Here is an 11,681-nt window from a genome sequence, read left to right on the forward strand (position 1 = left end):
AAAAGTTTTTAAATAAAGTTTTTAATGATGATTATAAAGACTTTGAAGGAATTAAGCGTGAAAGAAAAAATGCTTTTAATAATTTTAAACAGATTACTGATGAATATAGTGAAGACGAGCTAGAAGACATGGCTATGAGAAAACAGATGGAAGCTTTTAAAGATTTATTAGATTGAGGTGAGACAATGAAAAATTTATTTGGCGAAGAGCAATCAGAAAAAGAAATACAAGATTTAATTAGATCAGCACTGGCGTCTTATGCACATGTTTACAATGTTACAACTGGAGTCTTTAAGGTTGGTAGTGGTAAGCGTGCAAGATGGATAAGAACTTTTCCCACGGGTACTCCAGATCTTATGGGATTTAGAAAAAGTGATGGTAAGTTTTTCTATATTGAGGTCAAGAATGCAAAAGGACGATTGAGTAAGGAACAGAAAGAATTTTCAAAATGGGTAGATGGATTTCCAGTACTTTATGGAGTTGCAAGGACTGTGGAAGATGCTTTTAAGATATTAGAGATACCACTATGGGAGTAATACCAGAGTGCAAACATTGTGAGTATCGTGAGGTTGGATGTCATAGTAAATGTAAATATTACAAAGACTATAAAAAGAAACTTGAAGAAGAACATAAAGAAAGAGACAAGGAACGCGAATACTTTGATTATCTAAGAGATAAGAGTAGGAGATGCTGATGACTAAGGAAGAACTTAAAGGAATAATTACTTTAGATTTACTCATACAATCCAAGCAAAGACAACTAGATAATCTCAATCAGCAAAAGTTATGTGTTAAAGCTATTGGGTTTAAAGATGATAAAGTATCTCCGACTAATAAAGTAACTAATCCGCAAGAAGAACTTATTCTTAGGATTGTCGATTTAGAAACATCGCTGCAGAAAGATATCATAAATTTATTTAGATTAAAATGTAAGGCACGTACTGCAATATCTAAAGTTGCTGGCATTGAAAGAGTTGTACTTGAGATGAGATATCTTGAGTGCATGGAGTGGAAAGAGATAGCACACAGATTAAATTATAGTTTGAGAGCCGTATATAAAATACATGGTCAAGCTTTAGAAATTATAAAAAGAGTGCAGTAAAGTGCAGTTGGGTTTGTGGTATTATGGTAATAGGGAATTACAGATTAAGACATACTATTTTTTCAATACACCTCCTTAACAAATAATTATAAACGGGCAAAGAGCTTACACAGTAGTGTAGGCTCTTTTGCATATGGGAGTTGATACTGTGGCAAAAGATTATGCAAAGAGTTTTTATAAATCAAAAGCATGGCAGAGATGTCGTGCTTCTTTTATTGGACATAGAAGAAGCATAGACGGTGGACTTTGTGAACATTGTAAGTCTAAGCGTGGATACATAGTTGACCATATTATAGAGATTACTCCAGAGAATATTAACGATATAAATATTACTCTTAATCATGATAACCTTCAGTATCTTTGCTTAGACTGTCACAATACTAAAACTTTTTTAAAACACAAGAGCATTGATGATGATTTATTTTTTGATGAAGAGGGGAATCTTTTTCAAAAATAAAATTTTAAAAAAATAAAAAATAAAAAATTAGTCCCCCCTAAAAAATTTTTTGGAATTTTGGCTCGGGGACCGGGAGGGGCATATACAAAAAACGCACAGGTAGTTTTTTCGTAACCCCCACCCTTGAAAAATAGACAAAGGTAGGTGGAAATAAATGACGGTGGAAAAAGATAAAGAAATAAAAAGAGAAATAAATCGACTTACAAACTTATACAAAGATATCGACAGAGTAAAAAGATTAACTGCCAAAAATCTTATAGAAGAGGTCGCTTTTATGAAAGCTACCTTGAAAGAGCTTAAAGAACTTATAGATGAACATGGACCAATCGATGAAATGCCACAAGGTGAGTACTCAATTCTAAGAGAACATCCAGCTTTAAAGTCGTACAACACAATGGTGCAAAGATATTCCACAATAATTAAACAGCTCATGGATCTACTGCCAAAAGAGCAACAAAAAGAAGTCGATGACGGATTTGAGGCTTTTTTAAATGAAAAATAATCCGGTATACGACTACTGGCAGTGGATGAATGACAATCGTAGGTCTGTATGTACGAAAGTGTATAAGACTTACGAGTATATCATAAGTTATTTAGAAGATCCGGAGAGTGAGTGGGAGTATGATGAGGCTAAAGCAAATCACGCGGTAACCTTTATAGAGAGATTTTGCAAGCACAGTAAAGGTAAGATGGGCGGTAAGCCTTTTATACTTGAGCTGTGGCAAAAAGCAAAGGTGGCAGCGACATTTGGTATCGTCCATAAGATAACTGGTGAACGTAAGTATCAAAGAGTAGTTTTAATTGTGGCCAGGAAGAATGGGAAATCAACTCTATCTGCAGCAGAAGGCTTATATCTCTTTATTGCAGACGGCGAACCTGGGCCAGAAATTTACTCTGTGGCCACCAAAAAGGATCAGGCTAAAATCATCTGGCTGGAAGCAAAGAGAATGGTTAAGAAATCTCCAGCTTTAAGCAAGAGGATTAAACCGCTTGTCGCAGAACTTACTTGTGACTTAAACGACGGCATCTATAAACCAGTTGGAAGAGACTCTGATACACTTGACGGACTTAATGTCCACGGAGCAACTATGGACGAAATCCACGCTTGGACTGATAAAAATCTTTATGACGTAATAGTCGACGGGACAAGTGCCAGAGATGAACCACTAATATTAATAACAACCACTGCAGGTACTGTAAGAGGTAGTGTTTATGATGACATTTACGACGAAGCAGAAAGAACAATTAACGGTTACTTTGACCCGGACGGTTATAAGGATGAGCGAAGTTTGTACTTAGTTTATGAACTCGACGACAGAAAGACCTGGACTGACGAATCAACTTGGATGCAAGCAAATCCAGGACTTGGAACAATTAAAAAGACTGATGCGTTAAGAGATAAAGTCAATAAAGCAAAGGCTAACAGTAAGTTAGTCAAAAATTTACTGACAAAAGATTTTGACATACCAGAAACAACGTCAGAAGCATGGCTTACTTTTGAAACGTTGGATAACCGAGATACTTTTGATATAGCGAAACTAAAACCGCGTTACTGCGTAGGTGGAATTGACCTTGCAGCAACGACTGACCTTACTTGTGCAACTATAGTTTTTAAGTTACCAGATGACGAAAAGACTTATGTAAAACAAATGTATTGGTTGCCAGGGGACTTGATAGAAATACGAAGCCAAGAAGATAAAATCCCTTACGATGTTTGGGAAGAACGAGGCCTGCTACGAAGATCTGGAACAAATAAAGTCAACTATAAGGACTTAACCAAGTGGTTTTTGGAAGTACAAAACGAAATGGATTGCTATATCTTTAAAATCGGTTACGACAGATGGTCTGCAACCTACTTAGTTGATGAACTTATTCAATATTTTGGAAAGACTGTACCGGTACCAGTAGCACAAGGAGCTAAAACTTTTAGTAATCCTATGAAGAGGCTTGAAAGTGACTTAAGAGTTAAGAAAATAAATTATGACAATAATCCAATAACTAAGTGGTGTTTGTCTAATGCAGCAATCAAAACTGACACTAACGATAACATTGCACTAGTTAAAACATCAAATCCTAGAAGAAGAATTGACGGCGTTGCATCATTAATGGATGCAGTAATAGCGCTTGAAGAAAACTACGATGAATACATGAGCTTAATATAAGGGGGGTGAAACATGGGAATTTTAGATAGATTAACTAACAGAGATAAAACAGTAACAGTGTCAGCCTATAAGATGATATCAGAACATGGAGAAGGTTTTTACTCATACAACGGTAATCTCTATAGCTCTGATATAGTGAGGTCGTGTATAAGACCAAAGACTCAAGCAATTGGAAAAGCAGTGGCCAAGCACATAAGAAAAGACGAAGTGACTACACAAGTAAATCCAGAGGCATATATAAGGTTTTTGCTGGAAGAACCTAATCCCTACATGTCTGGACAGATGCTGCAAGAAAAAATGGCCAATCAACTAGCTTTGAACAACAATGCTTTTGCTTTAATTTTAAGGGATACTAACGGACTTGCCAATGCAATTTATCCAATCAACTCAGACAGTGTGAATGCATTAGAGAATCAACAGGGAGAATTATTTTTAAGATTTTTAATCAAAGGTAAGTATTATACTTTTAAATACTCTGACATAATCCACTTAAGGCGAGACTTTAACGACAGCGACATATTTGGATCTAATCCAGCGAGAGCTTTAACACAACTTATGGAGATAGTGACAACTACAGACCAGGGAATAGTTAAAGCAATTAAAAACAGTAACATAATTAAGTGGCTCTTAAAATTTAATAATATTTTGCGAGAGGAAGATATAAAAAGACAGACAAAGGAATTTGTTAATAGTTTTTTGAACATAGACTCAGAAACTAGTGGTGCTGCAGCAACAGATGCAAAATTTGATGCACAGCAAGTCGAACCTAAGAACTATGTGCCAAACTCTGCGCAAACAAAGGGAACTGTGGATAGAATCTACAGTTTTTTTAATACGAATGAAAACATCGTGCAGTCAAGCTATAACGAGGACCAATGGATATCATACTACGAGGCAGAAATTGAACCTGTACTTGTGCAGATGAGCAATGAATTTACAAGAAAATTATTTTCACGAAGAGAAAGAGGCTCTGGAAATAAGATAATTTTTGAGTCCTCAAACTTAAACTTTGCAAGTATGCAGACTAAATTAAACCTAGTCCAATTTGTGGATAGAGGAATCATGAACCCTGATGAGGTAAGAGCAATTTTAAATATGGCGCCAATACCAGATGGACTTGGTCAAGCGTACATCAGAAGATTAGACACAGCAGAAATTGAAGGAGGTGAAGAAGATGCCAATAAAGATTAATGGGACAATAATCAGTAACGATGATAAGTGGATTTATGACTGGTTTGAAATAGAATCCTTTTGTCCGAAAGACTTAGAACTTATAGATGGACAAGACGTGGATATAGAAATTAACTCTCCAGGAGGATATATCTACCCCGCATCAGAAATATACACAGCGCTTATGAAGCATAGGGGTAATGTGAATGTAACAATCACTGGTCGCGCTGCAAGTGCTGCATCTGTAATTGCTATGGCTGGTACGCATGTAGCAATAAGTCCAACAGCACAAATCATGATACACAATGTGAGTGCCGTGGGACAAGGAGATTATAGAGTCTTTGAACATGCGGCCGAACAACTAAAAAAATCCAATGACACTATGGCCAATGCTTACATGCTAAAGACAGGTAAGTCTAAAGAGGAAATTTTAAAACTTATGGACTATGAAACCTGGTTTACTCCAGATGAAGCCTTAGAACATGGATTTGTAGATGAAATCCTACAAAGGCAAGAAGAGGAAAATCAATTTAAGTTAGTAGCGGCGAGTGATTACTTGATACCACAAGCTGTTGTAAATAAATTAAAGCAAGAAAAAGAGCAAGAACAACTTAACTTATTAAAACTAAAGGAGAAGAAACTATGAATAAGAAAAAATACTTAGAAATGAGAGCAAAAATGCTTGATGAAGCACAAGGCTTTATCAACGACGGAAAACTTGAAGAAGCAGCAAACAAAAGAAAAGAAATTGAAAAACTAGATGCAGATTTTGAAGCAGCGTCAAAAGAACAAGCAAACCTTGATGCGCTAAATGATGATAGTAAAGTGGCTGACTTTAAAAATGCAGCAGTAAATGAAGGAGGTTTAAATCCAGTAGAAAAAATTAACAAAGTAACAGATACAGTAAGCTACGAAGAAGTATTTTCAAAAGTAGCACTACAAAGAGACTTAACTCAAGAAGAGATTAATCTCTTTAATCAAATGAACCCACAAAATGTATACACTCACAACACAACAAATACTGAAATTGTAATACCTGAAACAGTTGTTGGTGGAATAATCGATACTATGAAAGAACTACATCCAATCCTAGCTGATGTAATGCCAACAAATATTAAAGGTGTTGTAAAGTATGCCAAGAGAACTGCAATACCTGCTGGAGATGCCGACTACTACGATGAGGCAACTGCAACTGCTGACGAAGAAAACACTTTTGGTGAATTGGTACTTGGGGGTAAAGAATTATCTAAGGCAGTGACAGTAACATGGAAACTACAAGCAATGGCAGTTGCTGATTTTATACCATTTATCCAACGTGAGCTTGGAGAGAGAATGGGCGCAGCTAAAGCAAAAGCTTTTGTAAAAGGTGCTGGTGATGCTAAGTATCCTCAAGGAGTTGTAACTGCTATTGAGAAAGAATCAGGTACTCCACAAAAAATAGCTTATGCAGCCTCTGGATTAACTTATGCAGACTTAACTAAAGCTATGGGAGTTATTAAATCTGGCTATGTAAATGGAGCAAAAATATATGCAACTAATGCAACTGTTTGGGGAACACTTGCAAATCTTGTTGATGGCCAAAATAGACCACTATTCATCCCTGATGTAACAACAGGCGGAGTTGGCAGAATATTTGGAATCCCAGTTGTAGAAGAAGATGCTATGGGCGACGGAGAAATCTTAATCGGTAATATGGGTGCAGGATATAAAGAAAATGTATCAGAGCCTATGAAACTCGTAACAGAACAACACGCAAAAGCAAGGACTACAGATTTTGTAGGATATGAAGTACACGACGGTGGAGTAGTTGATGAAAAGGCTTTTGCATACATTGTAAAAGGGGTTTAAGATAAATGGCTTATAAAGTAATAAGTGGATTTCAAGACACCGGAACTGGTGTCTTTTATGATATCCACAAAGAAATAGATCCAAAAAATAAGAACCTTAAAAAATATCTTGAAGCAGGGGTTGTTATTGATGATAATCCAAAGAAAGTTATTAAAGAAAAGGCAGAAAATACCAAGGAGTAAAGGGTGATTAAAGTGACACCTGAACTTTTAAAATATTGCAAACTACTATTAAGACAAGCGACTACGACGGCTTTTGATGAAGAAATCGAAAACTTGATAGAAGCTTGTCTTTTAGATTTAGAAATAAGTGGTGTAAAAAAGACTGATGATGAACTAGTTAAGCGTGCAGTTGGAATCTATGTAAAGGCACACTTTGGAAGTGAAAATCCAGATAGAGTTGGACTTATAGAATGTTACAACTCTTTAAAGACTCACCTTGCATTAAGCGAGAAGTATGGAGATGAATTGCCTCATGAAAAAACCAGTTAATATTATACTTAAAAAAACAATAAAAGATGGCATAGACGACTGGGGCAATCCTTTAACATCTGAAGTGTCATGGATAGTTTTTGCTGACAGAATGTCTGTAACAAGTGCCGAGTTTTACAGAGCATCGAATCAAGGACTAAAACCAAGTGTAGTCTTTGAAATTTATGAAAAAGAATTTGATAATGCAGATTTAATTATTTTTGATGATGTTGAATACTCAATCATAAGAACCTACCAAAAAACACTGGACAGACTAGAGGTGGTCTGTGAAAGGAAGGTAGGAAATGATTGACTTATCTGCAGAAATTGAAAAAGCTCTGGAAGAACAAATAGAAGTCGCAAATGAAGTTTTAGAAAGTGCAGCACAGAAAGTTGCAGATGATGCAGTCAAAGAACTTAAGTCATCAAGTCCTAAGAAAACTGGGAAATATGCGGGCGGATGGGGCAAAGAAGAGTCTAAGATGGCCACTAGAAGTAGATCCTACACAATCTACAATAAAAAGTATGCCAACTTAACTCACTTACTAGAATTTGGACACGCTAAAGTTAATGGCGGAAGAGTTGCAGCAAAGCCGCATATTGCGGCAGTCGAGCAAAAAGCCATGAAAGATTTAGAAGATGAAATCAAAAGGGGGATTGAAAATGGATAAAATCAATCCTGTGAAATTATTAAAACCTTTGGGTAAGCCAGTCGGCTACTTTGTAAATCCAGAACCTGGAGAAGTACCTTTTATTGTTTATTATGGAGCTGGTTCCAATAACTTTAAAGCGGATGACAGAGTTTATAGCAAAGAGGCCCATTGGAATATAGAACTTTACGTACGAAGTAAAGACATAGAGTTAGAAGAAAAATTAGAAAATTTATTAGACGATGAAGAAATAGTTTGGGAGAAAGGGCAAGATGTCTATATAGATACAGAAAAAGTCTTTCTCATTCCTTACTATATCTAAGAAAGGAGAATATTATGACAAATAAAGTAAAGTTTGGGTTAAAAAACGTACACGTTTTTCCAATAACTGATGATAAAGAAGACGGAGTCGTTTTTGGAGAAGTTATAAAAGTACCGGGAGCAGTAAGTTTATCACTAGATGCAGAAGGTGACTCTAACGAATTTTATGCTGATGATGTAATTTACTGGTCACAGTTTTCTAATAACGGATATTCTGGAGACCTCGAAATTGCACTTATTCCAGAAGATTTTGAGGTTAAAATTCTTGGAAATATCAAGGACAAAAACGGAGCAATTGTTGAAAAAGCTGACGCAAAATCTGTGCCTTATGCAATGGCCTTTGAATTTGATGGAGATAAAAATAAGACGAGACATATCTTCTATCATGTAACAAGTTCAAGACCATCAGTTGAGGGGCAAACTAAGGAAGATAAGACAGATCCAACTACTGATAAAATATCACTTAAAGCAATTCCAGCAACCGATACAAAAATAGTAAAGGCAAAGCTTGCTGAAGGATCTGAAGGCTATGACACATTTTTTGATAAGCCTTATGTAGTAACAGAAGCAACTGAAACCGTATAAGGAGAACTATATGGAAAAAACAATAACAATAGACGGTCAAGAAGTTAAATTTTCGGCAAATGCAGCTTTTCCAATAATTTACAAAAAACAATTTGGCCACGATATTTTAACAATTTTGATGCCGTTAATATCAGAAGCATTAAAAGGAGCAGACGAACTATTAATGAGATCAGAAGATGATGGAATAATGCCATCTGATATTGGAACTTTATTAGAAAGTGTATATAGTCTTGAAATGGTTGATATGCTTAACTTATGTTGGGCACTTGCTAAATCAGCAAATCCAGATATAGATGAGCCAATAAAATGGTTTGCTAAATTTAATGAGTTCCCAATAATTGATGTAATGCAAGAATTATCAGAAATACTTTTACCTTCTTTGATTTCTAAAAAAAAATTAAAGACAATGGAAGCAAAACTGAAGACGATAATGACGAACCAGTAGATATTGAGCTTATAATGACTGGTGCAATATCAAGAGGATTAAATTTATCAGATTTTGAAAAGATGACTGTTGGGCAAGTAGTTGACTATTGCATAGAATACAACAATATTCATACTGAAACAAAAAAAGAAAATGGTGTAAGAAAGGCAAGGCAAGAAGATTTTAATAATTTCTGATTGCCTTTTTTAATTTTGATAATGGAGGTGAAAAATGGCAGGAAATATTAAGGGTATAACCATTGAAATAGGTGGAGATACCTCTAAATTAGATAAAGCTTTAAATGGAGTAAATAAAACATCAAGAGAATTAAACAAAGAACTTAAAGAAATAAAAAAATCAATGAAGTTTAATCCTGATAAGTCTACAGAACTTATGGCGCAACAGCAAAGGGCCTTGAGTAAAGCTATAGAAAACACCTCCGAAAAACTTAAAACTCTTAAAACAGCTCAAGAACAAGCTAAGCAAGCTTTGGAACGTGGCGAATTAGGTCAAGATGAATATGATGCATTGACACGCGAAATAATGAAAACTGAAAATCAGCTGAAATCTTTTGAGAGGCAACTTAATACTTTAAATTCGAGTTGGTCACAAGCTGGTCAAAAAATGCAAGAATTTGGTACTAAATTACAAGGAATAGGAGATAAGGTAACAGACATTGGTAAAGGAATGTCTACAAAAATAACAGCTCCTTTAACTGCGCTTGGAGGATATGCAACCAAACTTGCAATGGATTTTGATGCGGCAATGTCAGAGGTACAGGCAATATCAGGAGCGACAGCTCAAGATATGGAGACATTATCCGCGACTGCGAGGGAACTCGGAGCTACAACAACTTTTAGTGCAAAAGAAGCTGCTGATGGAATGAAGTATCTTGCTATGGCGGGCTGGGACGTAAACCAAATGACTTCTGCTATGCCTGGTTTATTAAATTTAGCTGCCGCTTCTGGTACTGATTTAGGAAGAACTGCTGATATAGTAACAGATTCACTTTCTGGATTTGGAATGAAAGCAGAAGATGCAGGAAGACTGGCCGATGTTATGGCTGTTGCTTCATCATCAGCTAATACGAATGTAGAAATGATGGGGGAAACATTTAAATATGTAGCTCCACTGGCTGGTGCACTTGGTTATAGTGTTGAAGATGTTGCTGTAGTGACTGGCCTTATGGCCAATAGTGGTATTAAAGCTGGCCAAGCTGGTACTGCAATGCGAGCAGCATTTACAAGGCTCGCGGCGCCAACAAAAGAAGTTGAAAAAGGACTGGCTTTGATTGGATTAAGGGCTTCGGATTTACAGGGATTGTCTTTAGATAAAACAATCAGAATTTTGAGGGCTGCTTTTAGTGGCCTTAGTGATACTCAAAAAGCACAAGCGGCGAGTGCTTTATTTGGACAACAAGCAATGTCAGGGATGTTAGCTGTATTAAATGCTAGTCAAGATGAATACAATGCATTATCTGATGCAGTTTATAATGCAGATGGTGCTGCAGAACAAATGGCTAAAACTATGAACGATAATTTATCGGGCTCTTTAAAAACATTACAATCAGCAGCAGAAGAAGCAGGAATCTCACTTGGAGAAGTCCTAGCACCAATGATAAGGGATCTGGCAGAAAAAATAACTGAACTTGTAAATAAATTTAACGGACTGAGCGACCAAACTAAAGAAAATATAGTTAAGTTTGGGTTATTTGTTGCAGCGCTTGGGCCAGTGCTCGTTATTTTAGGATCTATTATTGGTGGAGCTGGAAAAGTAATAGGGGTTTTTGGTGGAATTGCAGAGGCAATTGGTGTTGTTGCTAATGGAGCAGAAGCAAGTGGGCCTGCGGTAGCAGGATTAGCAAAAATATTTACAGGAGTTTCTAAAGCTGGTGGATTATTAAAGGCTGGTTTAATAGCGGTAAGTGGAGTTATAAAAGGAGCAATGCTTTCAATATCTGCTTCTTTAGGAATACCAGTTGCTGGAGTAGCGGTGCTTGCTGCTGTGATAGCTGGCTTAACTGTCGCTATTTATCAGAACTGGGATTTAATAAAAGAAAAAACTCTAGAGGTATGGACTAGCATAAAAGAATGGTTGTTTGAAACGTGGACTAGTATTACACAAGTAGCAACTGAGATATTTAATGGATTGGCTGTAATATTTCAATTTGTTTGGGAAGCAATAAAAGAAATATTTAATGTAGCATGGCTAGCAATTTCAACTCCTTTAATATTAGCTTGGGAAGTATTTATAGCGACAGCTGAAACAATATGGGCAGCTTTAACTGCAGTCTTTACTACGGTTTGGGAATCTGTCAAACAAGTAACTTTGAGTGCTTGGGAAAATATAAAAGGAGCAATACTCCCGATTTGGGAATCCTTTAAAGCCAAAGCGAGTGAGATATTTAACGCAGTCAAAGACGTAATAGTTAAGGCTTGGGAAGCGGTAAAATCCAAGTCCACAGAAGTCTGGAACTCAATAAAAGGTGTAATC

The 11,681-nt window shown here is 36.3% G+C and carries 17 protein-coding genes; all 17 read left to right on the forward strand.

Annotated elements, in window-relative coordinates; translation table 11 throughout:
- Positions 1-185 precede the first annotated feature (185 nt).
- A complete protein-coding gene (locus tag ACOX6R_RS05265; protein ID WP_433448007.1) occupies positions 186-536 on the forward strand; it encodes a VRR-NUC domain-containing protein in 351 nt (116 codons plus the stop codon).
- Positions 537-693: 157 nt separating this feature from the next.
- Entirely contained in the window at positions 694-1,101 is a 408-nt protein-coding gene (locus tag ACOX6R_RS05270; protein WP_433448009.1) for a sigma factor-like helix-turn-helix DNA-binding protein, read from the forward strand.
- Between the two features lie 148 nt (positions 1,102-1,249).
- The gene (locus ACOX6R_RS05275; RefSeq protein ID WP_433448011.1) at positions 1,250-1,558 is read left to right on the forward strand and encodes an HNH endonuclease; all 309 of its coding nucleotides are present in this window, start codon (positions 1,250-1,252) and stop codon (positions 1,556-1,558) included.
- Positions 1,559-1,712: 154 nt separating this feature from the next.
- The gene (locus tag ACOX6R_RS05280; protein WP_433448013.1) at positions 1,713-2,060 is read left to right on the forward strand and encodes a hypothetical protein; all 348 of its coding nucleotides are present in this window, start codon (positions 1,713-1,715) and stop codon (positions 2,058-2,060) included.
- Positions 2,050-3,720 carry a terminase large subunit gene (locus ACOX6R_RS05285; RefSeq protein WP_433448015.1) on the forward strand — a complete coding sequence of 557 codons (1,671 nt, stop codon included), beginning with the start codon at positions 2,050-2,052 and terminating at the stop codon, positions 3,718-3,720. The genes ACOX6R_RS05280 and ACOX6R_RS05285 overlap by 11 nt, the downstream gene beginning before the upstream one ends.
- Positions 3,721-3,732: 12 nt before the next feature.
- Positions 3,733-4,911, forward strand: a complete 1,179-nt coding sequence (locus ACOX6R_RS05290) for a phage portal protein (protein WP_433448018.1) — start codon at positions 3,733-3,735, stop codon at positions 4,909-4,911.
- The gene (locus tag ACOX6R_RS05295) at positions 4,895-5,536 is read left to right on the forward strand and encodes a head maturation protease, ClpP-related (RefSeq protein WP_433448020.1); all 642 of its coding nucleotides are present in this window, start codon (positions 4,895-4,897) and stop codon (positions 5,534-5,536) included. The genes ACOX6R_RS05290 and ACOX6R_RS05295 overlap by 17 nt, the downstream gene beginning before the upstream one ends.
- Positions 5,533-6,738: a phage major capsid protein gene (locus ACOX6R_RS05300; protein WP_433448022.1), complete on the forward strand. Its 1,206-nt coding sequence runs from the start codon at positions 5,533-5,535 to the stop codon at positions 6,736-6,738. Before ACOX6R_RS05295 ends, ACOX6R_RS05300 begins: the two co-directional genes overlap by 4 nt.
- 5 nt (positions 6,739-6,743) lie before the next feature.
- Positions 6,744-6,920: a hypothetical protein gene (locus ACOX6R_RS05305; RefSeq protein WP_433448024.1), complete on the forward strand. Its 177-nt coding sequence runs from the start codon at positions 6,744-6,746 to the stop codon at positions 6,918-6,920.
- Between the two features lie 3 nt (positions 6,921-6,923).
- Positions 6,924-7,229 carry a phage head-tail connector protein gene (locus ACOX6R_RS05310; RefSeq protein ID WP_433448025.1) on the forward strand — a complete coding sequence of 102 codons (306 nt, stop codon included), beginning with the start codon at positions 6,924-6,926 and terminating at the stop codon, positions 7,227-7,229.
- The gene (locus tag ACOX6R_RS05315; protein ID WP_433448027.1) at positions 7,195-7,521 is read left to right on the forward strand and encodes a phage head closure protein; all 327 of its coding nucleotides are present in this window, start codon (positions 7,195-7,197) and stop codon (positions 7,519-7,521) included. The genes ACOX6R_RS05310 and ACOX6R_RS05315 overlap by 35 nt, the downstream gene beginning before the upstream one ends.
- Positions 7,514-7,879, forward strand: a complete 366-nt coding sequence (locus ACOX6R_RS05320; protein WP_433448029.1) for an HK97 gp10 family phage protein — start codon at positions 7,514-7,516, stop codon at positions 7,877-7,879. The genes ACOX6R_RS05315 and ACOX6R_RS05320 overlap by 8 nt, the downstream gene beginning before the upstream one ends.
- The gene (locus ACOX6R_RS05325) at positions 7,872-8,180 is read left to right on the forward strand and encodes a hypothetical protein (RefSeq protein WP_433448031.1); all 309 of its coding nucleotides are present in this window, start codon (positions 7,872-7,874) and stop codon (positions 8,178-8,180) included. Before ACOX6R_RS05320 ends, ACOX6R_RS05325 begins: the two co-directional genes overlap by 8 nt.
- 14 nt (positions 8,181-8,194) lie before the next feature.
- Entirely contained in the window at positions 8,195-8,764 is a 570-nt protein-coding gene (locus ACOX6R_RS05330; RefSeq protein WP_433448032.1) for a major tail protein, read from the forward strand.
- A 10-nt stretch (positions 8,765-8,774) separates the two neighbouring features.
- A complete protein-coding gene (locus tag ACOX6R_RS05335; protein ID WP_433448034.1) occupies positions 8,775-9,209 on the forward strand; it encodes a hypothetical protein in 435 nt (144 codons plus the stop codon).
- 14 nt (positions 9,210-9,223) lie between these two features.
- On the forward strand, positions 9,224-9,385 hold the full coding sequence (locus tag ACOX6R_RS05340; RefSeq protein WP_433448037.1) for a hypothetical protein: 162 nt from the start codon (positions 9,224-9,226) through the stop codon (positions 9,383-9,385).
- Positions 9,386-9,419: 34 nt separating this feature from the next.
- A partial coding sequence (locus ACOX6R_RS05345; protein ID WP_433448039.1) for a phage tail tape measure protein occupies positions 9,420-11,681 on the forward strand: 2,262 nt, incomplete at its 3' end.

Origin of the sequence: Peptoniphilus sp. (assembly GCF_050943655.1) — a bacterium.
Lineage (GTDB): Bacteria > Bacillota > Clostridia > Tissierellales > Peptoniphilaceae > Peptoniphilus_A.

Bases quoted from the DNA above. Each gene is read 5' to 3' on its own strand.
- ACOX6R_RS05265 (WP_433448007.1), top strand. From the start codon at position 186: ATGAAAAATTTATTTGGCGAAGAGCAATCAGAAAAAGAAATACAAGAT.
- ACOX6R_RS05270 (WP_433448009.1), top strand. From the start codon at position 694: ATGACTAAGGAAGAACTTAAAGGAATAATTACTTTAGATTTACTCATA.
- ACOX6R_RS05280 (WP_433448013.1), top strand. From the start codon at position 1,713: ATGACGGTGGAAAAAGATAAAGAAATAAAAAGAGAAATAAATCGACTT.
- ACOX6R_RS05285 (WP_433448015.1), top strand. From the start codon at position 2,050: ATGAAAAATAATCCGGTATACGACTACTGGCAGTGGATGAATGACAAT.
- ACOX6R_RS05290 (WP_433448018.1), top strand. From the start codon at position 3,733: ATGGGAATTTTAGATAGATTAACTAACAGAGATAAAACAGTAACAGTG.
- ACOX6R_RS05295 (WP_433448020.1), top strand. From the start codon at position 4,895: ATGCCAATAAAGATTAATGGGACAATAATCAGTAACGATGATAAGTGG.
- ACOX6R_RS05300 (WP_433448022.1), top strand. From the start codon at position 5,533: ATGAATAAGAAAAAATACTTAGAAATGAGAGCAAAAATGCTTGATGAA.
- ACOX6R_RS05305 (WP_433448024.1), top strand. From the start codon at position 6,744: ATGGCTTATAAAGTAATAAGTGGATTTCAAGACACCGGAACTGGTGTC.
- ACOX6R_RS05315 (WP_433448027.1), top strand. From the start codon at position 7,195: ATGGAGATGAATTGCCTCATGAAAAAACCAGTTAATATTATACTTAAA.
- ACOX6R_RS05320 (WP_433448029.1), top strand. From the start codon at position 7,514: ATGATTGACTTATCTGCAGAAATTGAAAAAGCTCTGGAAGAACAAATA.
- ACOX6R_RS05325 (WP_433448031.1), top strand. From the start codon at position 7,872: ATGGATAAAATCAATCCTGTGAAATTATTAAAACCTTTGGGTAAGCCA.
- ACOX6R_RS05330 (WP_433448032.1), top strand. From the start codon at position 8,195: ATGACAAATAAAGTAAAGTTTGGGTTAAAAAACGTACACGTTTTTCCA.
- ACOX6R_RS05335 (WP_433448034.1), top strand. From the start codon at position 8,775: ATGGAAAAAACAATAACAATAGACGGTCAAGAAGTTAAATTTTCGGCA.
- ACOX6R_RS05340 (WP_433448037.1), top strand. From the start codon at position 9,224: ATGACTGGTGCAATATCAAGAGGATTAAATTTATCAGATTTTGAAAAG.